The 20,465-nt window shown below is 58.2% G+C and carries 20 protein-coding genes; 9 read left to right on the forward strand and 11 right to left on the reverse strand.

Going from position 1 to position 20,465, the window contains the following annotated elements; genetic code table 11:
- Window positions 1-13: 13 nt before the first annotated feature.
- Window positions 14-622 (forward strand): glutathione S-transferase family protein, encoded by a 609-nt coding sequence (locus tag AC2FIB_RS06930; protein WP_496841842.1) that lies wholly within the window; start codon window positions 14-16, stop codon window positions 620-622.
- Between the two features lie 12 nt (window positions 623-634).
- On the opposite strand, the gene AC2FIB_RS06935 is transcribed toward AC2FIB_RS06930, so the two are convergent.
- From AC2FIB_RS06935 to AC2FIB_RS06945, 3 genes are all read right to left on the reverse strand, one after another.
- Window positions 635-952: a non-heme iron oxygenase ferredoxin subunit gene (locus AC2FIB_RS06935; RefSeq protein ID WP_496736157.1), complete on the reverse strand. Its 318-nt coding sequence runs from the start codon at window positions 950-952 to the stop codon at window positions 635-637.
- 3 nt (window positions 953-955) lie between these two features.
- Window positions 956-1,897, reverse strand: a complete 942-nt coding sequence (locus AC2FIB_RS06940; protein WP_496736156.1) for a fatty acid desaturase family protein — start codon at window positions 1,895-1,897, stop codon at window positions 956-958.
- Between the two features lie 152 nt (window positions 1,898-2,049).
- The gene (locus AC2FIB_RS06945) at window positions 2,050-3,135 is read right to left on the reverse strand and encodes a hypothetical protein (protein ID WP_496736154.1); all 1,086 of its coding nucleotides are present in this window, start codon (window positions 3,133-3,135) and stop codon (window positions 2,050-2,052) included.
- A 96-nt stretch (window positions 3,136-3,231) separates the two neighbouring features.
- Here AC2FIB_RS06945 and AC2FIB_RS06950 point away from each other — a divergent pair, with 96 nt between their 5' ends.
- Both AC2FIB_RS06950 and AC2FIB_RS06955 read left to right on the forward strand, forming a co-directional pair.
- Window positions 3,232-4,161 carry a LysR substrate-binding domain-containing protein gene (locus tag AC2FIB_RS06950; protein WP_496736152.1) on the forward strand — a complete coding sequence of 310 codons (930 nt, stop codon included), beginning with the start codon at window positions 3,232-3,234 and terminating at the stop codon, window positions 4,159-4,161.
- Window positions 4,162-4,257: 96 nt separating this feature from the next.
- Window positions 4,258-5,304, forward strand: coding sequence for an aromatic ring-hydroxylating dioxygenase subunit alpha (locus AC2FIB_RS06955; RefSeq protein WP_496736151.1), 1,047 nt, complete (start codon window positions 4,258-4,260; stop codon window positions 5,302-5,304).
- Between the two features lie 113 nt (window positions 5,305-5,417).
- Here AC2FIB_RS06955 and AC2FIB_RS06960 read toward each other — a convergent pair whose 3' ends face one another.
- On the reverse strand, window positions 5,418-6,206 hold the full coding sequence (locus AC2FIB_RS06960) for a phytanoyl-CoA dioxygenase family protein (protein WP_496736149.1): 789 nt from the start codon (window positions 6,204-6,206) through the stop codon (window positions 5,418-5,420).
- Between the two features lie 308 nt (window positions 6,207-6,514).
- On the opposite strand from AC2FIB_RS06960, the gene AC2FIB_RS06965 reads away from it, so the two are divergent.
- The 6 genes from AC2FIB_RS06965 to AC2FIB_RS06990 all read left to right on the forward strand — a co-directional run bounded on the left by AC2FIB_RS06965 (window position 6,515) and on the right by AC2FIB_RS06990 (window position 12,844).
- On the forward strand, window positions 6,515-7,765 hold the full coding sequence (locus AC2FIB_RS06965) for an FAD-dependent oxidoreductase (protein WP_496736148.1): 1,251 nt from the start codon (window positions 6,515-6,517) through the stop codon (window positions 7,763-7,765).
- A gap of 14 nt (window positions 7,766-7,779) precedes the next feature.
- Window positions 7,780-8,037 carry a sarcosine oxidase subunit delta gene (locus AC2FIB_RS06970; protein ID WP_496736147.1) on the forward strand — a complete coding sequence of 86 codons (258 nt, stop codon included), beginning with the start codon at window positions 7,780-7,782 and terminating at the stop codon, window positions 8,035-8,037.
- Window positions 8,024-10,894, forward strand: coding sequence for a 2Fe-2S iron-sulfur cluster-binding protein (locus AC2FIB_RS06975; protein ID WP_496841843.1), 2,871 nt, complete (start codon window positions 8,024-8,026; stop codon window positions 10,892-10,894). Before AC2FIB_RS06970 ends, AC2FIB_RS06975 begins: the two co-directional genes overlap by 14 nt.
- A gap of 1 nt (window position 10,895) precedes the next feature.
- Window positions 10,896-11,393 (forward strand): sarcosine oxidase subunit gamma, encoded by a 498-nt coding sequence (locus tag AC2FIB_RS06980; protein WP_496736144.1) that lies wholly within the window; start codon window positions 10,896-10,898, stop codon window positions 11,391-11,393.
- Between the two features lie 13 nt (window positions 11,394-11,406).
- Window positions 11,407-11,820, forward strand: a complete 414-nt coding sequence (locus AC2FIB_RS06985; protein ID WP_496736142.1) for a RidA family protein — start codon at window positions 11,407-11,409, stop codon at window positions 11,818-11,820.
- A gap of 91 nt (window positions 11,821-11,911) precedes the next feature.
- Window positions 11,912-12,844 (forward strand): AEC family transporter, encoded by a 933-nt coding sequence (locus AC2FIB_RS06990; protein WP_113791538.1) that lies wholly within the window; start codon window positions 11,912-11,914, stop codon window positions 12,842-12,844.
- A gap of 4 nt (window positions 12,845-12,848) precedes the next feature.
- Here AC2FIB_RS06990 and AC2FIB_RS06995 read toward each other — a convergent pair whose 3' ends face one another.
- Genes AC2FIB_RS06995 through AC2FIB_RS07025 form a run of 7 tightly spaced genes read right to left on the reverse strand, consistent with a single transcriptional unit; the run spans window position 12,849 to window position 20,452 of the window.
- Entirely contained in the window at window positions 12,849-14,132 is a 1,284-nt protein-coding gene (locus AC2FIB_RS06995) for an amidase (RefSeq protein WP_496736140.1), read from the reverse strand.
- Complete coding sequence (locus tag AC2FIB_RS07000; protein WP_496736138.1) at window positions 14,129-15,319, reverse strand: YlbE family protein; 1,191 nt, start codon at window positions 15,317-15,319, stop codon at window positions 14,129-14,131. Before AC2FIB_RS07000 ends, AC2FIB_RS06995 begins: the two co-directional genes overlap by 4 nt.
- On the reverse strand, window positions 15,319-15,945 hold the full coding sequence (locus AC2FIB_RS07005; RefSeq protein WP_496736136.1) for a hypothetical protein: 627 nt from the start codon (window positions 15,943-15,945) through the stop codon (window positions 15,319-15,321). Before AC2FIB_RS07005 ends, AC2FIB_RS07000 begins: the two co-directional genes overlap by 1 nt.
- A complete protein-coding gene (locus AC2FIB_RS07010; protein ID WP_496736135.1) occupies window positions 15,945-16,577 on the reverse strand; it encodes a hypothetical protein in 633 nt (210 codons plus the stop codon). The genes AC2FIB_RS07005 and AC2FIB_RS07010 overlap by 1 nt, the downstream gene beginning before the upstream one ends.
- Entirely contained in the window at window positions 16,574-17,944 is a 1,371-nt protein-coding gene (locus AC2FIB_RS07015) for a Rieske 2Fe-2S domain-containing protein (protein ID WP_496841844.1), read from the reverse strand. Before AC2FIB_RS07015 ends, AC2FIB_RS07010 begins: the two co-directional genes overlap by 4 nt.
- A 24-nt stretch (window positions 17,945-17,968) precedes the next feature.
- Window positions 17,969-19,429, reverse strand: a complete 1,461-nt coding sequence (locus AC2FIB_RS07020; RefSeq protein ID WP_496736131.1) for an aldehyde dehydrogenase — start codon at window positions 19,427-19,429, stop codon at window positions 17,969-17,971.
- Complete coding sequence (locus AC2FIB_RS07025) at window positions 19,430-20,452, reverse strand: succinylglutamate desuccinylase/aspartoacylase family protein (RefSeq protein ID WP_496736129.1); 1,023 nt, start codon at window positions 20,450-20,452, stop codon at window positions 19,430-19,432. It abuts the gene before it with no gap.
- Between the last annotated feature and the right edge of the window lie 13 nt (window positions 20,453-20,465).

The following is a 20,465-nucleotide window of genomic DNA, read 5'->3' on the forward strand; positions in this document are numbered from 1 at the left end:
CATATAGGCCAGTATGATACGCCTCTATGATTTCCGGCTTTCGGGCAGCTGTCACAAAGTACGACTGTTACTGTCCATGCTGCAGCGGGATCACCAGATCATCGACGTAGACCTGCTGAACGGTGACCAAAACCAGAGCGCTTTTTTGCAGGTCAATCCGCTGAACAAGGTACCGGTTCTGGACGATGATGGGTTCGTCCTGCGCGACAGTACTGCCATCATGGTCTATCTGGCACAGAAATATGGCGCAGCCGAATGGGCCCCGACCACACCGAAAGAACACGGCGACATACAGCAATGGCTGTCGTTTTCTGTGAATGAAATCTTCCACGGCCTTGCAATGGCCCGGGCGATTGTTCTGTTTGAACGCGACACCGATCTGGCTGAGCCGCTGGCGCTTGGGCGGAAATCCCTGAAGATCATGGAGCAACACTTGTCAGACCATCGCTGGCTGGCCTGCGACTGTCCCACCCTCGCAGATCTGGCCTGCTATCCTTACATAGCTCTGGCGTATCAGGGTGGAATATCGATGTCTCCATACCCGGCGGTGCGCGCGTGGATCGCGCGTGTTGAGGCTTTGCCTGGTTATGTCCCGATGCCGGGTTTGCCGGCACCGGGTTAGGGGCAATCGGGGCTATGCTCTGATCTGAACCATGCCGTTTTCGATCCGGGATTCAAAAACTTTCATCGGCCGCGTCGCAGGCGCTGAAACCGGGCGCCCGTCTCGCACATCAAATGCGCCCTGATGCAGGGGGCACTCGATGACATAGCCATCGAAATACCCGTCACATAGATCCGCGCCGCCATGATTGCACAGCGCCAGTGAGGCATAGATACCACCGGGCGTGTCGTAGATTGCGATAATACGTGATCCGAGTTCGACCCGTGTGACCCAATTTTCTTCCAACCGAGCAGCCTCGATCACGTCTTTCCACGGTTTTACATCTGTCATGGATCACGCCTCCTCCTTGTGCCGGATCTGACGCAGGATTTCGCGGTGGGCAGCCAGATAGCCGCCGGGCTCGATATGGATGTGGTCTTTTAGCTTCTCATGCAAGCGCGGGAGCGCGTGAAACGGGACCGAAGCGACATAGTGATGTTCCGCGTGGTAATTCATGTTCCAGCACAGAAAGGACCACGGTGCCGAAACCAGATTGGTGCGCGTATTTTCCGACATCTGCGCGACGGTCGGGCGTCCAACATGTTCGGTCATCCGGATGAACCGCATCACCGGCTCGCCCAGAAACAGGGGGATGAACCAATACCAGATCAGCCCCCACCAACCCGTGATGGCCATGCCCAGAACGATCGCCGCATAAATAGCCAGCATTCTGCGGGCATCGCGATATACGGCCTGATGTTCGACTTTCGGAATGAACCGCAACTCGGTCTCGCTGAGATTGCCGCTGGCGTGGCGAAACAGCTCCGTGAATTTGCCGCGCCAATAGGGCAGGGCGGACAGATAAAGCAGATATTCTCCCATTGTTTCGGGCAAAGGGATCAGTTCGGGGTCCTCCCCGGTCAGTTGCGTATAGGTGTGATGATCGCAATGCTCGTAGCGAAAGAACCGATGTGGCAGAATGATGATCAGGCCGCAGATCTGACCTACCAAATCATTCAGCCACCGGGTTCGGAACACCGTATAGTGCACGCATTCATGCTGTAGTGAGAAATGGTGCACCAGAACGATGCCTTGCAGGAACATTGCGGGCCAGATTAGCCAGCTGTTCCAGGCTAGGGTGACAAGGGTAGTTGTGCCAGCTAGTACCATTACCCAAAGCGCCAGATGGCGCAGGCCGGGGCCGTCGGACCGTTGCATGAGTCCTTTCAGTTCTTCACGCGTGAGCTTGCCTTCGGCCAGTGCCTGAGACAGGGGCGTTACGATTGCTTGTGACATGTGAATTCCACATTTTTGCCGGTGCGGGGGCTTTGCCCTCATCGCATGTACCGGCACCGGAGACGGGAGTGCTCCGCACCATAGGACCTTGTCAGGTGGACCTATTGCAATCAGTTTAGCGCGATGGCACGCGTTCGATCAAGCGGGAAGGCTCAGCCAGTGCGGCGTAGACCGATATCCAGATCGGGGTCGGCGAACAGGGCAGCCGCGCAGGGGTGTTTGTCCAAAATGGTGGCTCCGCCAGGCAAACGGTCGGCGTGGAAAGCCCCGTTTTCCCAGTAGGTCACACCGTCGATTACGATCGTCGGATCAAACACGTTCCAGCTGATTTCGCCTGGGGCATAAGCACCGCAGGTGTGGAAGTGCAGAATACGCGGATTGCCGAAAGCGGACCCGCCCCAACGCTCGAAATTCTCGCGCATATCCCATGGGTAGCCGCAGCCCGGGTGGATGCCCGCATGCCAGGAATGCACGAAGTTGCGGTCGATGCCGAACTGACCCGCGACCCGGTCATAATGAGCTTCGGCCCGTGCGGCGTCGGCAGGATCGCCGTCAAACCCTGTCAGGCGCCCGCTTTCCAGCATCGCAAACACCGGTCTTTCGAACTCTACCGTATAGTCATCGTAGTATTTTGATCCGGTGCCCGTCAGAAATTTCAACGCCACCCTGCCCGAAAAGCTGTGTGCCGGGACTGGCGTGAAGACCGACATGGGGAAGCGCAGGATCGACGTATCGCCCGTCGTATCCGGTTTCATCTCAGGCCGCCCCTGAAAGTCCGTGCCCAGAGGGCAGGTGACCCGCACGTCGGCGGCCCTATTCAGAACGCCGTTGATCCCTGCCTTGATGTCGAGGAAGGCATCGTGATGCCCGTTGGAAAAACCAGAGCCAAAAAGCTCGCGGCTCAGGGCGAAACTGACGATGATCTTCTTGCCCTGTGGCATTTCCGAGAACCGGAGCTGATCCCCGAGACGGGCCAGAAACAGGATGATATCGGCGGTTTCGAACCGCGCCAGGAGGTCAGCGGAAAGGTGTGGATTGTCCGGATTAAAACCTACGTTCACTGCATCAACCGACAGCCCCATGGATCGCGCGGCATGCGTGACGATTTGGACACTATCCGCATCGAAATAGCCGTGTTCGGGAGGTTCATAAGCGATCAACAACCGGTCGCCTGCCGTTGCGTGGGCGCAATTAGTCAATAGATTTCGCGCGCCGCGCTCGGGTGTGATGTCCGACATTCGCGTCTCCTACGGGTTCCGGTCAGTATAGATTAGGCTCAGGTTATGCGCCTAATCTATTTGAAAGTGATTATGCCTGACATTAGGGTGACTAATATGATCGTAAACCTGCCCTATTCCGCCCTGCGCGCCTTCGAGGCAGTTGTCCGACATTCCGGCTTTTCCCCGGCAGCAGCTGAGCTGGGTGTCAGCCAAAGTGCGGTCAGTCAGCATGTGCGGGCGCTTGAGGAATGGCTTGGTCTCGAATTGCTGGTACGTGGTGCACGGTCATCGCGTCCGACCCGCGAAGGGGAACTGCTGGCGCTGGCCATTTCTGAAGGGTTGGGGCGGATTTCGGACGTTTGTACCCAGTTGAGGGACAAGACCCGCACCGACAGGACCATCGTGATTTCATGTCTGCCGGGTTTTGCGTTCAACTGGTTGTTTCCGCGCCTTTTAAACTTTGATCTTGCTCATCCGGACCTGTCGATTTCCATTGCTACGGATACCGGGCAATATCCGTTTTCAGGGGCGGATGCGGATATCGGCATTCGCTATGGTCTGGGTGATTATCCTGGCTATCAGGTCGATTTGCTGATGACCGAGCAGCTGTTTCCGGTCTGCGCTCCTTCTTTGATACCAAGCTTGCGTGGGGTCGGAGATCTGGCGCAGCACACAATGCTGGTGGATGAGAACCTGCATCATGGGCCCGCAAGTCCAACGTGGGATTTCTGGGCGCGGCAATGCGGGCTGACGCTACCGTGGCCCTTGCGAACACGGAGGTTTGGGCAATCCAATCTGGTCGTTCAGGCGGCCATAGAGGGGCTTGGTGTCGCTTTAGGCCGGGAACCTCTGGTCATCGACACGTTATGCGATGGACGTTTGGTGCGACCAATTCCGGAACTGACGCAGTCTCCGCTGTCTTATTGGCTGGTTCGACCCCATGAAACTAAGGACAGCCCGAAAGTTGGTGAGTTTCTGAATTGGATCCGTGCCGAGGTTGAGGCGCAGCCGGACATTCCGCCAGCCGCGTGCGCCGGGAATTAGCCTGACTTATACGAGTCATTACCATTCCAGCATGGTGCAAAATCGGCTTGCCGCCCATACTCGCACAAGCCATCTGACAATCTGGAGAGCATTTCAATGTATCTGAGAAACTGCTGGTATGTCGCCGCCTGGAGCAAAGATATCGGTCGCGAGCTGAAGGCCGAGACGTTTTTGGGCGAGAATATCGTGCTTTACCGGCAGGAGGATGGCAGGCCAGTCGCATTGGAGGATGCTTGCCCGCACCGCAAGCTGCCTCTGTCCAAGGGCAACCTTATCGGGGATGTCGTGGAATGCGGCTATCACGGGCTTAAATTCGACTGCACGGGCAAGTGCACCGACAGTCCGACGCAGCGCGGCATGACCCCGCGGCGGGCGGTGGTTAGATCATATCCGGTTGTGGATCGGTATCGGTTCCTTTGGATATGGATGGGCGATCCGGAGTTAGCAGATCCCGATAAGATTTTCCCGATCGAGAATTTCGACGATGACAGCTGGGGCAAGACCGACGGTGGGGTAATGGATATCGACTGCCATTACCTGTGGGTCTGCGACAACCTGCTTGATCCCAGCCATGTCGCCTGGGTGCATGTCTCTTCTTTTGCAGGCGCCGGAACGGATGAAGAGCCGCTGAACGTCGAGCGGACCGACCGTGGCGTCGTCGTCTCGCGCTGGATCGGGAACAAACCGCCATCGCCCTATTACGCCAAACTGGTGGCATTTGACGGCGACTGCGACCGATTACAGCATTATGAGATGTGCATGCCCGCGATCGGGCTGAACAAATCCATCTATACGCCGGTCGGGACCGGTGGGTATGATAAGCAACCCATTGCTGAAACGTTCATCAATATCTCCTATAATTTCATGACCCCAATCGATGAAGATCGCACCAGATACTTCTGGTTTCAGCACCGAAATTCCGATCCCGAAAATGCGGAAGTGTCCAAATTCATGAATGACGGTGCGCGCATGGCGTTTCTTGAGGACAAGGACGTTCTGGAAGAAGTCCACAAGGGTATGAAGTACGCCAAGACGCCCAACATCGATCTCGGGTTGGACGCGGGTGCCAAACTGTTTCGCAAAACGCTTGATCGCGCGATCGAAGCCGAAACCACCCCTGTGAGTACAACAGTTCCGGCTTGAGGCGTCGTCTGCGAAAGTTACTTATGTAGTTTCACTTGATCGGGCTATTTGAAGTTGACCCCGCCCTGCCGACCGAATTCTTGGCTAGAAGGGCGGAGTTTGCCACTTGCTTGTTATGTCGCACTGTAGATCACTGGAAACCGGCCCCCAGCGAAAGGCGCACCGGGGCGTAAGCTGTCGTCGTGCAGCCATTCGGTGACAGTATCGCGGGGCTCATAGGTTGCGCCGTCCACAGCGAACCGGATCGCATAGCCGCGTCTGCGCCGGGTTGAGGTGCGGTTGCCCATCGCTGAATGTACGATCATACCGTCAAATGCCAGCGCATCACCTGGTTTCATTTTCGGGTAATGAAAGATGTCGTAGTCAGCGCGATTCATTTCGAAATCGGGCATGTCGATATAGTCTGGGTTGTCCACTTCCAGATAATGCAAAAAGCCCCCAAGTTGGTCCGTTTTGAAGGGCCGGTATTTGGCGCCCCAAGCATGCGAGCCTCTTACGAACTCCAACGCACCGTTGTCGGGGTCCACGGGGTCCAGCGCAATCCACATGGTCATGATCGGGCCTGAGACCGGCCAATAGGGTTGATCCGTATGCCAGCCCGTTTGTGTTTTTGTGCCCGGTTCTTTGGCAAATATCTGGTCGTAGATCAGCGAGGTCCAAGGGCTGTTTGCTACCTCTGCCACACGCTGCCCAATATCAGAATTCAGGCAATAGTCTTGAAACACGCCGGGATTTTCACGCATGTTTTTGTAAGCAAAGTAACGGTCACCTTTGGCAACTTCGTCATCGACGGCCTGGCGCAGCTTACTCAGCCAATCCTGCGACAGCACTTGTTTCAGCAGCACGACTCCGTCGCGCGCATAGGTATTCTGAACGGTTTTCAGGTCAGGTGTTTGTGTCATGTAACGTCCATTTCTGTCACCTCATTTACTGAGGCGGTTGCAGAGGGCAGGCGCGTTGCGCCGGGTTTTTCTGGCGTTACGAGGCGGGTGAACTGCGGCAGTTAATAATGAAGCAGGGCCAAAGCGACCGGGCCGACCATTTGCCGGCAAGACGTCGATGGAACTGTTCCACACGAAAGCTCATTGCGTCACCTTTCTCCGATACCTTAGCCGCAATTTCAGCATTGGAATAGAACCCGTGGCGAGTTGTTTTGCATGTCGATAAATTTATTGACTAAATGTGCATATTGATAAATATTATTACCATCATGCAAAATTATTCTGTTTTCTCGCTCGCTCGCAATGCGCTAACCGGGCACCGGAACTGGCCGCAGGTCTGGCGCAGCCCGCCGTTGAAAGACCGCTATGATGTCGTGGTGATCGGGGCAGGGGGTCACGGGTTGGCAACTGCCTATTATCTGGCCAAGGAATTTGGCATCAACAATGTCGCCGTGCTGGAACGCGGCTGGTTGGGCGGCGGCAACATCGCGCGAAATACGGTGACCATTCGATCGAATTACATGAGGGATGAGTCAATCCCATTCTATGTCAAATCCGTCGCCATGTACGAAGGGCTCACGGACGAGTTGAATTTCAACATGATGCATTCCAAACGAACCATGGTGGATGTGGTTCAGACCTGGCCCAAGCTGCGCGAGCTGCGGCGGCGGCAGTTGGTGATGGACATCTACGGCTCGACCTACGAACAGATCAAAACCGAGGAATTGCGCCGCCGCATTCCTGCGTTGACTGGCGGTGGCCAAGATGCACGGCTGCCTGTGATTTGCGGCATGGTTCATACGGATGCAGGTGTGAACCGGCATGATGCGGTGGCCTGGGGCTATGCCCGCGCGGCTGACGCGCGCGGGGTTGAGATTCATCAGCAAACAGCGGTGCAATCCCTGCTACGCGGGGCGGATGGGGCCATCGAAGGGGTCGAGACCAACCGGGGCACAGTTCGCGCAAAGAAAGTGGTCGTAGCAGTCTCAGGCCATACAACGACGCTGACCGAAACTGCGGACCTCAGACTTCCGCTGCGGACGATGAACCTGACGGCCTTTGTGTCCGAGCCGGTCAAGCCGCTGGTTGATGTGATCGTGAACTGTCCAGACAGCGGGTTCTATTTCAGCCAGTCCGACAAAGGTGAGATGGTCATCGGCGGCGCGCCCGATATGGGGCAGAGCTTCCGTCGAGACATAAAGCAACATGTATTCGAGGATACCGTGACTGCGATGCTGTCGCTTTTCCCCAGTTTCAAGAAGCTCAAACTGATGCGGCAGTGGGGCGGGCATCTAGATATTGCTCATGATGCCTCACCCATCATGGATCAGACAGATGTGCCGGGCCTGTTTGTCACCGCCGGATGGTGGGGCGGGTATAAGGCTATCCCTGCGGGCGGGCTGACACTGGCGCATCTGGTGGCCAAAGGTGAACCGCACCCGCTGATGGCACCCTTCACACTGGGCAGGTTTCGGCATCTGGACTTCGTAATGGAAGCCGGAACCACCACAGCGCGATAGGAAAGGACAGGATCATGATGCTTATAACCTGCCAGTTCTGTGGCAAGCGCAATGAAAGCGAATTTATCCATGGTGGCCCGGTAGGGGCGGTCCGCCCCGATCCCAATGCCGTCAGCGATGAGGAATGGGTCGAGTATCTGACGGTGACGCCGAATCCACTGGGTCCGGTTCAGGAGAAATGGTGGCACGCACGGGGATGCGGTGAATGGTTCACGATCTGGCGTGATACACGGACCCATGACATTGTGGAGGCACCCGATGGCACAACGTAACCGCCGCGCCTCAGGCGGGCGCATTGACCGAAACCGCCCATTGCATTTCACCTTCAATGGCAAGCCATACGAAGGGTTCAAGGGCGATACGTTGGCCTCGGCCCTGCTGGCCAACGGTATTCGTGTCACCGCCCGCAGTTTTAAATATCACCGCCCGCGCGGTATTATGGGCCACGGGGTCGAAGAACCTGCGACGCTGGTGGAACTGGACGGCGAGGATGCCTCGGGCAACCGTCCCGCGACCACGGTGCCGCTTCGGGACGGGCTCAGCGCACGCTCGGTCAATTGCTGGCCATCGCCCGAGTTCGATCTGGGCGGGATCAATCAGTTACTCTCGCGGTTTATCCCCGCAGGGTTTTACTACAAGACGTTCAAATGGCCGAACTGGCATCTGTTCGAACCTTCGATCCGCCGGGCTGCAGGGTTGGCGGCAGCACCCGAAAGCCCCCCGGCTTCAGGCCATTTCGAGGCCCGAAACGCCCATGCCGATGTGCTGATCGCGGGGGCGGGCCCAGCCGGACTGCAAGCGGCGCTTGAGGCTGGTCGCGCCGGAAAACGCGTGTTTTTGGCCGATGAGGGCGCCGAGGCGGGCGGTAGTTTATTGAACCGCAACCTGTATATCGGTGGGCAGTCAGCCGTGGACTGGGTCGCGGACGCGGTGGCTGAGCTGCGTGGGATGGAGAATGTAACCCATCTGCAGAATGCAACCGTCTGGGCTTACCGCGAGCACAATCTGATGATCGTGAACGAACGCGAACCCGAATTGGACGGAGTTCTGGAACGCAGCTGGCGCGTGCGAGCGGGGGAAGTTGTGATCGCAACCGGGGCCACCGAACGTGCCATGGTCTTTGGTAACAATGATCGACCCGGTGTCATGTTGGCCTCTTCGGTGCAGGCCTATGTCAACCGGTGGGGCGTTAAGGCCGGGCAGCGTGTGGTGCTGTTTACAAACAACAACAGTGTTTATGCCGTGGCGGCCGATCTGGCAGCAGCCGGTATGCAAGTTGAGGCCATCCTCGACTGTCGCAAAACCGTTCCACCTGAAGCTTTGAAGCTGGTGCCGGATATTCCGGTTCATGCCGCAACCGTTGCCGGTGACGTGCGCGGGCGCAAAGGTGTGCGCGCAGTCAAAGCCGTTCCCGTGATCGGAGGGGCGGGTCGCTGGATCAACTGTGATGTGCTGGGTTGTTCCGGCGGTTGGAGCCCGACCGTTCATCTTTGGTCGCAATCCCGCAGCACGTTGCGATTTGATGAGGATCTGGCAGCCTTCGTTCCTGACGAGGCGGTTCAGAATTGTCGCGCTGTGGGCGCAGCGGCTGGTGATCTGACGCTGGGTAGGATTGTTGGTGGCGGCGAAGACCTGGCCTACGCGATCGAACCTCTCTGGCGGGTCAACGTGCCGGGACAGCGCGGGAAGGCGTTTCTGGATGTGCAGAACGATGTCTCGGTCAGCGATGTGCATCTGGCCCTACGCGAAGGCTATGACAATGTGGAACACGTCAAGCGCTACACGACCGGCGGCATGGGGATTGATCAGGGCAAGACCGGCAATATCAACATCATCGGCACTGTTGCGATGCAAAAGGGCGTGCTGCTGCAAGAGGTTGGAACAACCACTTTTCGATCCCCCTACACGCCTGTTTCGTTTGGTGCGATTGGCGGGTTACGGGAAGGCTGGCGGCTATTCCCCTATCGCCATACCCCTGTAACCCAATGGAACAAGGACAACGGCGCTGTGATGTATGAAGCCGGCGCGCGCTGGCGGCGTCCGGGCTATTTCCCAAAACCGGGTGAAGGCCTTCAAGAGGCGGTAAACCGCGAATGCCGCGCTGTTCGTGAAGGCGTCGGTGTCTATGACGGCTCGCCTCTTGGCACGTTTGAACTGAAGGGGCGGGACGTTCCGAAATTCCTGGATTTCATCTACTCCAACATTATGTCCACGTTGAAACCGGGTGACGGGCGCTATGGGCTGATGTTGTCTGAAGATGGTTTGATCCTGGACGATGGCGTGGCCTTCCGACTGGATGAGCGCCGCTGGATGATTTCAACCTCGACCGGTCACGCGGATGCGGTGAACCAGCATATGGAAAAGCTGCTGCAAACCGAATTCCCCGACTGGCAGGTGCTGATCACCACTGTCACCAGCCAGTGGAATAATGCCACTATCTGTGGTCCTAAGGCGCGTGAAGTTTTGCAGGCGGTGGGCTCGGATATCGACCTCTCGCCCGAGGCGTTCCCTTTCATGTCTTTCCGTGAAGGCACTGTCGCTGGTTTCCCTGCGCGGGTGGTGCGGGTGAGCTTCACCGGTGAACTGTCCTATGAGGTCAACGTGGCCCCGCGCCACATGGCGGCCCTTTGGGACAGGGTGATGGAGGTTGGTACGCCCTTTGGTATCCTGCCTGTGGGTTCGGAATCCAGCCATGTGCTGCGGGTCGAAAAAGGGTTCCTGTCGTTGGGGCATGAGGTCGACGGCACGGTCGATGCCTATGATCTGGGAATGGGATGGGCGATGTCCAAGAAGAAACCTGACTATCTGGGCAAACGCTCGGTCCAGCTGCGCAGGTCAGGAGGCGGTACCCGGCGCGAGCTGGTCGGAATTCTGGCGGATGATCCGAACCGGCAAATCCCCGAAGGTGCGCCACTGACGCCCGGAGGTCGGAAAGAAGCCACCGACGGGTTGGTCACTGCCTGTGTATGGAGCGTGGTAAACAACCGCTGGGTTGGGCTGGCGTTGCTGGAAGATGGCCACGCGCGGAAGGGCGAAACCGCCCACGTCCGGCTGAAGGATGACGTGATCCCGGTCACGGTCACGAAACCGGTCTTTCACGACCCCGACGGTAAATTGCTGAGGTCCTGAGATGAGTTATGACGTCACAATTGAACGGTGCGGCCTGAAGGCTCTGTTCGACCTCAAAGGCGCGCCTGACGCGGTATCGCAATGGGCCGGGGACGCTTTGCCGAGTTTGCCGTTCAGCCCCAACAGCCGAACAGAAAAGGACGGCATCGAACTGTTCTACACTGGTCGTAACCACTGGATCACCTGCGCCCCACTGGCACAGGAAGACGCAATGGAAGCCCGGCTGAAGCCCACGGACTGCCCGGCAGATATCAGTATTGTTCGGGTCTCGGACACGATGACCTTCTTTCGCATAGTCGGCCCAGATGCAGGTCAGGTGATGTCAATTGCTTGCCCGATGGACCTGCATGACAGCGTGTTCGGGACGGACGCGGTTTCCTATACCGAAGTATTTGGCCTCAAGGCTTTGGTGAAACGGTGTCAGGATGGTATTGAGTTCGCGGTCGAACAAAGCTTTGCGGATATGGTCGAAGACTATCTGATCCGCGCAACGACTTGAGGGGAAAATCGGCATGGCTCGAACGCACATCCACAAGTACCAGACGCGCTATCATGCGAAAGCAACTTATTCCAAAGCGATCCGCGCCCGGGGTGACTTTGTTTTCATGCAGGGACAGGTCGGCACGCTGATGGATGGCACACTGGTTGGCGAAGGCGACCCGGGTGCGCAGGCAGATCAGGCCTGCCGCAACATCCAGCGCTGGATGGAAGAGGCCGGGGGAAGCTTGACCGATGTCTGCAAGTTGACAGTCTACGTTACCGATATTTCGTACCGTCCGGCCGTTTACGAGGCGATCAATCGCTGGTTCGAAGGTGTTCATCACTGTTCGACTGGCGTGGTTGTGCAGGGGTTGGCCGATCCGTCGCTTTTGGTCGAGATCGACACGATGGCTATCATCGACGATGATGCTGATACCCCGGGTTGAGGAACTCAGGTCTATCTGACATCGCATTGCGTAGAAACGCCAGTCATGACAGTGTCCGGTCAAGCCGGCCCGGTTTTGTCTGCGAATTGTAATGCTTTCGACACTCACCTCGATACTGCCGATCTTTTTGATCATTGCGCTGGGTTTGGCCCTGCGCAAAGGCGGCATTCCCAGTACGGATTTCTGGAACCTGAATGACAAGCTTGTCTATTGGGTTCTGATGCCATGCCTTCTGTTCAGCAAAATTTCCCTGTCGCCATTGGACAAGTCGGCTCTGGGTCTTTACTCGGTTGCCATACTGGGCGGGTTCGCTGTGGCGCTTCTGTTTGCGCTTCTTAGCGCCCGTTTGTTGGGTTTTGCGCCGCCGCAGGCCACCTCGATCCTGCAAGGCAGCGCGCGACATAACTCATTCATCGGGCTTGCGCTGGCTGCCAACTTGTATGGGCCAGCGGGGCTGGATATCGCGATTCTGGCGACCGCAATTCTAGTGCCCACTACCAATATTGTTATGGTGGTTCTGATGGTTGGTGCGCTCAAAGGCGATCGAACCAACAGCCTGGCCGTTGCAATCCTGCGGGAACTCGCACGCAATCCATACGTGATTTCGATCTTTCTGGCGGTCTGTGCCAACCAGTTGATCGGTGACAGGATAGCGGTCGTGCATGATGTGACGGATGTTCTGGGTGCAGGCGCTTTGCCGATCACATTGCTGGCTGTCGGTGCCAATCTGAGAGTCCGGGCAATGGCCGCAAGTGCGCTGCCCTTAATTCTGGCCTTCACGGGCAAGATGATTGTCTTCCCTCTGGCAGTTCTGGTGATCGGACTGCTGGTGGGGTTGCCGCGGGAGGTTCTGCAGATCGCCGTCGTCTACTCGGTGGTGCCGACCGGTGCGTCTTCGTACACGCTGGCCAAGCACTTGGGTGGAGACGCACCGCTGATGGCGGCTATTGTCACGTTGCAGACGTTGATAGCAGCCGTCAGTATTCCCGTATCACTTGCTTTACTGCTGCCCCTAATTCCTTAGGCGGTCATTGCGACAAGTGTTCATAGGCCCAGACCGCGATGTCCAGCAGGCGGGCGTCATCACCCTTTCGTCCGATCAATTGAATACCCAGCGGCAGGCCATTCTGGTCGGTCCCGAATGGCAAAGCGACCGAGGGCACCTGCAACAGGTTCCACATCCGGGAAAAAAGCGGATCTCCAGTAGCGTCCAAACCGGCAGGTGCTGGTCCGGGGGCCGACGGGACCAACAGAGCGTCCACATCCCGGAACATCTGATCCAGCATCGCGCCCGCCCGGTCGCGTAGGTCCAGCGCCGCTTGGTATTCTGCGTCGGTAACGGCCAGCCCCGCTGTGACAAGGTCGTGAAATTGCGGGCTGATGGCGGGCATGCCTACAGCGTATTCTGCGGCGCGCTGCCGCGCGACCTCATAGCCCATGACGGTAATCTGAGCCTGCGTAAGTTCGGCAAAAACGGGTGGAAAAGCAATTTCTCCGGTCTCTGCCCCCGTTGCGGCAAGGGCGGCTAACGCACGCGTGCACGTGTCCCGCATCTCGACCGAACCGTTCCGCCAGTGCGGGCCGCGCATAAGGCTGATCCGAGGCAAAGCCTCGTCGAACTCAGCTGGCGGCGCCGGGTCAGTTCGGCACATTACCGCGTCGGTCAGCACAAAATCGCGGGGATCACGAGCCAGAAGGCCGAGTGTATCCAGGCTTTGGGACAAGCCCATGACACCCGTCAGAACATACCGTCCGGTGGTTGGCTTGAACCCGCAGACCCCGCAATACGCTGCTGGTCGGATCAGCGAGGCTGCGGTTTGCGAACCAAATGCGAGGGGAGCCATGAAATCGGCCACAGCTGCGGCAGAGCCGGTTGACGAGCCACCCGGCGTATGCACGGGATTGGCCGGATTGGCAGTTTTACCGGGTTTGAAGTAGGCGAATTCGGTGGAGATGGTTTTTCCGATTGGGATCGCGCCCGCGTCCAAAAAAGCCTGAACGCAGACTGCATTGCGGTCGGGGCGGCGCCCGGCATACAGGTCGCTACCCCATCCTGTCGGCATGTCTTCGGTGTCGATGATATCCTTGATCACAAACGGCACGCCATGGAGCGGCCTACCAACGGGGAGAGTATCGGCGGCCTTTGCACGCTCCATGGCGCGGTCCGCATCGAGGGTTTGAAAAGCCCCGATTACGGGTTCACGGTTTGTGATCCGGTCCAAATGGGCCGCCATCACCTCGGAAGGCTTCACCTCACCTGCCCGGATCAATGTGGCAAGTTCATGGGCAGAATGATGGTTTAGCCCGGTCATGCCTCCAGCGCTTTCAACGCGTCGGCAAAGGGGGCGACTGGCATGTCGTAGATGCCACCGCCCAACCGACCGGCCTCACCCAATCGGTCAAGAATGCCCAGCCCGATCACAGGCCCCGAACCCTGTTCCACGGCACCACGCGCGGTGCTGCCCAGCCGAACATTCAAGGCCCGGAAATACGGATGCGTTCCGACTGACAGACCAGACATTCGCGCTTGAGCGTCGTCGGGCAGATAGGCACCCAGACCCCTCTTTTGTTTGGGACTCAGATCAATGGCCATTGCCCCCAGCCCGAATGCCTCGACCACGGCACTGTCGCCGATCGCGCCAAGGGCGCGGTCCTGCGGCAAATCCACGTCAAACGCCCCCTTGGGAGGGCTGGCCGGAATTGTGAACCAACGGCCCGGTAGGCCCGAGATCTGGATGCCAACTTCGCGCCCATTGCCGCCTGCAGCGGTGACGAAGCTTGATCCTTCAATACCCTCCGCCAGTTTCATCATGCATTTGGTCGCCGCCATCCAGAGGTTGAGAAACAGTGAGGGCGAGCTGTCCATAAAGGCCAACACGTCGTCATCCGTGATCCCGCCGGTGGTGCGATCCTTGAGTTCAGCAATCAACGCCTGTGCGGCCACGGGTGTACGGCCATGGCAATCATCCCCGCCCATCAGGCCGATCACGGCCAGCGGGACCAGCGCGATCCCTTCGGCAATCCCTTTCTCCAGAACATCAAGAAACCGGGTGTTGAGCCAGCGAATATGGTTGAGCACCGCCTCGGACCTCAGCCCTAAACGCATCGCTGGGCGGCTGCCCGCATTGATCGGCGCGTAAACACGTTGTTGGCCACGCCACGCGTCATAGACTGTGTGCAGCGGCATATCCGCCGAAACCACGGCGGCCAGAGGTGTCACGACATCGTGGTCTTGCGCGGGTTTCAGCACGATCTCGCCTGCGTTGATCATCGCCTCGGCATGATCGAAATCCTGTGCTAGCCCTTGCCAGACTGCAGCGACACAGGCCGAGTTCAGGATCGGCGCGGTGATCTGATCCAGGCTGGCGAAGGCGGGACCGGCATGTAGCAGGACATTTTCGTCCAACCTCAGCGCCTCGGAAGCAGTATTGAACCGGTTCCAGACCGGTTGTGTCACCATGGCCTTGTCGAACGCCAGCTGATCAGCCGGATGCAGCATCAAGTATCCTCCGGCGGGATGATCCATGTTTCCGAGAAGTAGAGGAAGGCAGTCGTTGTTTCATACCCAGCCTGCACCCGTTTGCCCAACTTGCCCGGCAATGCGTGACCATTAACGATGATCTGGGCCGAATGAGCGGGCACCAGTAGCGAGAACATGTTCTGCTCGCCCGAAGCGACCTCATGCGGAGACAGCTCCAGCGCGCGAGGCGGCTCGAGCCCTTCCCAGACCAGTTCAACTGTCAGGTTTTCTCCGGCGATGGTTTCGGTATAGCGGTGGCTCATCGGATCGCCGGAGGATCGGACGACCTGCGCGCCTATCTCGGGGAGAGAAGCAAAAGCGGGAGCATTTGCGAAAGCGGCCAGTTTGCTGATGAAGTTGGCCTTCAGAAAGGCGGTCAGATCGGGATTATCGCTCAGGATCACGTTCGGTGCCTCGGGCGGTCCGTCCATCTGATCTGGCGTTCCATACAGCAGCAGCACCTGACCCTGACCGACCGGAGACCATGCCACGCGAAAGAACAGCGCCATAGCGGTGAAATTGTTGTTGTCGTCTTTCAGCAGGATGCCGGGGTTCTCGCCTGTCCAGTCGACTGTCCCGGGGGTGATCGGTTCGTTCAACGGCATTACAGATCCTCCTGCGGGGTCACCCAGGTTTCGGAAAAGGCCAGAAAGGCGGTAGACATGGTGCGGCCAAAGAACTGGCGGCTTGCGACCTGACCGGGGAGCGGGGTGCCGTTGATGACGACCTGCGCCGCCTTGGCCTCGAGGAACACTGAATACATCTCATGCTCTTTAGTTGCCGAGTTTTCCTTAGTGACCTCAACCGGCAAGGGTGGACCCATTTCCTGCCAAATCATCTCGACCGTAACGCCCGAGCCTCGCAGGGTCTCCGAATAGCGCGACCTCAAATCGCCGGGGCGTTTTTCGACGCTGTCACAGTCCAGCCAGCTCATCGCGTCGAGACCTGCCTTTCCGATGAAGGTGGGCATCTTGGTGACCCAACCATCCACGATCCAGCGCATCATGCGTTGGTTGTCCGTCATGATCAGATTGGGTGCTTGCGGCCAACCCTGAGCTTGATCCGGCGCGCCCAGGATCAATGCAGCATGGCCCCGACCATAGGGCGACAGTACCACCCGAAAGAACAGCGCCAGCGTGTCATAGTGGTCCTGCGTTGAGTTCTGTTTCAGATAGATCCCGGGGTTTTCGCCGGACCAGTCGACCCGGCCCGGATTATGTGGAACACGATTTGTCATGACCAGCTTGCCTCGTACTTTTTCAGCGCATCGACGATGAACGCCTTGCGCGCCTCGCCCTGCAAATGGTCGCCAGATTTGTAGATCTCAGCCACCTGATGCGAGATTTCCTTGAGCACAGCACCATCGTCGCGGCCGTCTTGAAGCGGGATGCGCAGCATTGTGTCCCCGGCATAGGTCGGTATCACCTGACCGGCAAAGCTATCGGTCGGTTGCGGGGGGGACTGACCGTCTTTCAACGCACGAATGGCGTTGCGCAGCAGGCGGCGTGCCTTGGCCACGCCCCGATCCGTAAAGCTGAGGTTTTCGCGGGCATGGATGTTCCGCGGCCCTTGGCTGACCCAGGCGTCATAGTCGCCGGGGTCCCGCTGGCGCATCTCATAGGGTCGATCGGGATCCTGGCCATAGAAATCGGTCATCCCAAAGCCCACTTTGCTTTTGTCCGTTAGGCCCTTTGGATCGTCATTCGCCGCCGCATCCCGGAAGTGGCGCCATGCGATGACCATCGTGTTGGTGTCGTCAATTGGGGTTATCCAACGCGACAGCCCGCAGCGCCCAAAATAGCGTGACCTGTCTGGCACCGGGAAGTGGCCGCCATTTTGCGTGAACGACGGCAGCATATGGTCATGTATGCGCACCCAGACGATATCTTCGACACGTCGGACATTGGTGTAAAAATCGCCCGTTTGACAATCGTGAAACTCGATCATCGGCATCTCGGCAAAGGCGTCGATGAACTGGCTGCGTACAGCCAGTGTATGCAGGTAGACAACATGGAACGGGTCCCATGCGTTTTCCATCACCTGAAGCCAGTTGCATGGGGATTTGATGAGGTAAGGCACCAACTCGTCGCCATCATCATCAAATGTGTCCATCACTGGAAATGGGGGTTGCTCTTCGGGGGGCCCCATAAATGCAAAGGCCAAACCCTTGTACTCGATCACCGGATAAGCCCCCAGGCAGGCCTTTTTCTTGACCTGTGAGGCGGGCGGCTCACACGGGGTTTCCAGAATGGTGCCGTCCAAGCCGTATTTCCAACCGTGGTATGAGCATCTAATTCCGCCTTCCTCAACGATGCCGAACTCCAGGCTCATGTTGCGGTGGCAGCAATGCAGATGGGTCAGGCCCAGCTTGCCCTCTTTCTTTTCGCGGAACAGAACCAGATCTTCGCCCAGAATACGCAGGCGGTAGGGCAGGTCGCCAATCTGATCGGTCATTGCCACGGGCATCCAGAACCGGCGCAGGTATTCACCGCACGGCGTGCCGGGGCCAACCTCGGTCAGTTCCGGGTCAGGTTTCTGTTGCCAGACTTTTTGTTGGTCGTGACCGCGGAAATTGCCCTTGGGGGCTGAGAAATGATCGTTCATGCCGTCCTCCGTGCGTATCGGTGGTCAGGGAAACGGATCTGACACCGGCGTGGTGCCGGTCCAGATCGATTTGACCTGACAGAAATCCCTTATGGCGTCCGGGCCCAATTCACGCCCGTAGCCCGACAATTTGATCCCACCAATCGGGCAGGCAGGGTCAACGCTGCGATAATGGTTGATGTAAACAGTGCCCGCCTCGATTGCCTCGGCTACCCGCGCGCCCTTATCGGCATCGGTGGTCCAGACACCGGCGGCCAGCCCGTAGTCGCTGTCATTGGCCAGCGCGATGGCTTCGTCTTCGGTGGTGAAAGAGGTGACGGCCAGAACCGGTCCGAACACTTCTTCACGCCAGAGCTGCATGCCGGGCGTCACATCGTCGAAAACCGTTGGTCCGATATAGAACCCATTCCGGCCTGCAGTTGTGGCGGTGCCGTCCAATAAGCAAATCGCACCGTCGGCTTTGGCGCGTTCGATCATTGCCGTAACCTTTTGCAGATGCAGTTCATTGGCCAGCGGTGCGACCTGAGTATCCGGGTCCATCGGATCCCCCATCTGCAATGTGCGGGCGCGGTCGATCAGGCGGGATAACAGCCTGTCCTTCAGCCCGGCCTCAACGATCAGCCGCGATCCGGCGACGCAAGTCTGGCCATTTGACAGGAAGATGCCGGACAGAATTCCGTTGACCGCATTGTCCATGTCACAATCGGCAAACACCACCTGCGGAGATTTCCCGCCCAGTTCCAGCACCGCCGGGATTACACCAGCCGAGGCAGCCTCGGCCACTTTTCGTCCGCCAAGGTCCGAACCGGTAAAGGTGACCTTGCGTGTTAGAGGGTGGCGGACCAGTGCTTCGCCGACCTCATGACCCAGTCCGGTGACGATGTTCAGCACCCCGGGTGGTAATCCTGCCTCATGTGCCAGCCGCGCGAATTCCAAGGTTGAAGCCGAAGCCATTTCCGAGGGTTTCACAACAACCGTATTGCCAGCTGCCAGTGCCGGGGCCAGCTTCCATGCAAGGATCATCAGCGGAGAATTCCAGGGCGTGATGGCGACCACGACGCCATAGGGCTTAAAGTGGCCCACGCTATGCACACCGGGGATGGAAATGGCCTGAGGTTCGGGCTGCAGCTTGCGTGCCTCTGTCGCAAAAAATCGAAACCAGCTGTGCAGCCCGGCAAACTGCCCGCGCACCTCAGTAATGCGTTTGCCGTTGTCGCGAATTTCGGGTGTGACAAGGTCTTCCCACCGGGTTTCCAGCATGTCAGCTAAACGGTCAAGCATATCCGCCCGTTCTGTCGGCCCAGCTTTGGCCCATGGCCCGCTGCGGAAGGCCTGGTCGGCGTCCCGGATAGCCATGTCGGCGGTTTGTGTGTCGCCACGGGCGATCATGCTCCACACCTGACCGGTGGCGGGGTCGATACTGGGCAGGGTTTCACCGTCCCAATCGACAAAGGCACCGGAAATGAACGGTGAATAGGTTTTCATTCAACTTTCCTCGGACACCGGTTGAGCCACCAATGCCAACAGATCACCACGGCGCACCATGCCACGATTGCCATGAGCCAGAACGTGCCCGGCTGTGGGAAATTTAAGTTCGACAGCCGAGCGTTCCGGTTCGGCGGGGAAATGCAGCGTGCCTGCCAGATTGTCTCGTCTAACCTGTTGTCCTGCGGTGCAGCGGCGGTCGAATAGCCCATCTGCGGGTGCGTGGATCGAATGCAATGGATCGGCGATTTCGACACATTGCGTCGGAACAGGGTCCGGAGCACCGCCGGGCAAGATACCTAAATGCTTCAGACAGCGTTTAAGCCCGGCTTCGGCAAGGTCCGCGGCATGCGGATCGACACCACCTCCGCCGCTGAGTTCAGCCGCGATCATCGGGACACCAACACGCGCGGCCGCGGCATTCACACTTCGGTTATCGTTATGGGCGCCTAGCACCCAGATCAGAGGCAACCCAAAAGCGCGTGCCAGTTCCATGTTGGAAGCGGTCAGGTCCGTGTCATTCCCCCGCGCTGCCAAGGCGCAGGGCTCGAATACAGACGCCTTGCCACCCGAGTGCAGGTCAATAGCGGCATCCACGCGCGGCAGCAGTATAGTCTCAACATAATGCGCCAGCATCGCTGTCGGACCTCCATTCGCGGCGCCAGGAAAAGCCCGGTTCAGGTTTTGCCCATCCAATGGCGAAACCCGCGATGAAGCCAGAAACGCGGGGGCGTTCAAGGCCGGGATCAGGATCACCTGTCCGGTCAGGTCAGATGGGTTCAGCTGGGCCGCTAGCCGCAGGATCGCAGCGGGTCCTTCGAATTCGTCTCCATGAGTGCCGCCCAAAATTAGAACAGAAGGTCCGGGTTTCCCACGTAAGCTGATGACCGGGATCGGGTGGTATCCCAACGGTACGGCATTGTCGGACCATTTCAGCATCAGATCCCCGGACTGTCGACCTGGCGCATCCAGATCGATGGTCAGGTGAAGCCTGCTGGGTTGGGGTGAAAGCGTATCGGTCATCCAGGTTCTTTTG

Source organism: Ruegeria sp. YTSA072, assembly GCF_059610285.1.

What these genes read in the sequence shown, in the direction of transcription:
- AC2FIB_RS06965 (WP_496736148.1), top strand. Translation starts at nt 6,515, where the DNA reads ATGCAAAATTATTCTGTTTTCTCGCTCGCTCGCAATGCGCTAACCGGG.
- AC2FIB_RS06940 (WP_496736156.1), bottom strand. Translation starts at nt 1,897, where the DNA reads ATGTCACAAGCAATCGTAACGCCCCTGTCTCAGGCACTGGCCGAAGGC.
- AC2FIB_RS06975 (WP_496841843.1), top strand. Translation starts at nt 8,024, where the DNA reads ATGGCACAACGTAACCGCCGCGCCTCAGGCGGGCGCATTGACCGAAAC.
- AC2FIB_RS06960 (WP_496736149.1), bottom strand. Translation starts at nt 6,206, where the DNA reads ATGACACAAACACCTGACCTGAAAACCGTTCAGAATACCTATGCGCGC.
- AC2FIB_RS06970 (WP_496736147.1), top strand. Translation starts at nt 7,780, where the DNA reads ATGATGCTTATAACCTGCCAGTTCTGTGGCAAGCGCAATGAAAGCGAA.
- AC2FIB_RS07025 (WP_496736129.1), bottom strand. Translation starts at nt 20,452, where the DNA reads ATGACCGATACGCTTTCACCCCAACCCAGCAGGCTTCACCTGACCATC.
- AC2FIB_RS07005 (WP_496736136.1), bottom strand. Translation starts at nt 15,945, where the DNA reads ATGCCGTTGAACGAACCGATCACCCCCGGGACAGTCGACTGGACAGGC.
- AC2FIB_RS06995 (WP_496736140.1), bottom strand. Translation starts at nt 14,132, where the DNA reads ATGACCGGGCTAAACCATCATTCTGCCCATGAACTTGCCACATTGATC.
- AC2FIB_RS07000 (WP_496736138.1), bottom strand. Translation starts at nt 15,319, where the DNA reads ATGCTGCATCCGGCTGATCAGCTGGCGTTCGACAAGGCCATGGTGACA.
- AC2FIB_RS06955 (WP_496736151.1), top strand. Translation starts at nt 4,258, where the DNA reads ATGTATCTGAGAAACTGCTGGTATGTCGCCGCCTGGAGCAAAGATATC.
- AC2FIB_RS06980 (WP_496736144.1), top strand. Translation starts at nt 10,896, where the DNA reads ATGAGTTATGACGTCACAATTGAACGGTGCGGCCTGAAGGCTCTGTTC.
- AC2FIB_RS07020 (WP_496736131.1), bottom strand. Translation starts at nt 19,429, where the DNA reads ATGAAAACCTATTCACCGTTCATTTCCGGTGCCTTTGTCGATTGGGAC.
- AC2FIB_RS06990 (WP_113791538.1), top strand. Translation starts at nt 11,912, where the DNA reads ATGCTTTCGACACTCACCTCGATACTGCCGATCTTTTTGATCATTGCG.
- AC2FIB_RS06985 (WP_496736142.1), top strand. Translation starts at nt 11,407, where the DNA reads ATGGCTCGAACGCACATCCACAAGTACCAGACGCGCTATCATGCGAAA.
- AC2FIB_RS07015 (WP_496841844.1), bottom strand. Translation starts at nt 17,944, where the DNA reads ATGAACGATCATTTCTCAGCCCCCAAGGGCAATTTCCGCGGTCACGAC.
- AC2FIB_RS06950 (WP_496736152.1), top strand. Translation starts at nt 3,232, where the DNA reads ATGATCGTAAACCTGCCCTATTCCGCCCTGCGCGCCTTCGAGGCAGTT.
- AC2FIB_RS06945 (WP_496736154.1), bottom strand. Translation starts at nt 3,135, where the DNA reads ATGTCGGACATCACACCCGAGCGCGGCGCGCGAAATCTATTGACTAAT.
- AC2FIB_RS06935 (WP_496736157.1), bottom strand. Translation starts at nt 952, where the DNA reads ATGACAGATGTAAAACCGTGGAAAGACGTGATCGAGGCTGCTCGGTTG.
- AC2FIB_RS07010 (WP_496736135.1), bottom strand. Translation starts at nt 16,577, where the DNA reads ATGACAAATCGTGTTCCACATAATCCGGGCCGGGTCGACTGGTCCGGC.
- AC2FIB_RS06930 (WP_496841842.1), top strand. Translation starts at nt 14, where the DNA reads ATGATACGCCTCTATGATTTCCGGCTTTCGGGCAGCTGTCACAAAGTA.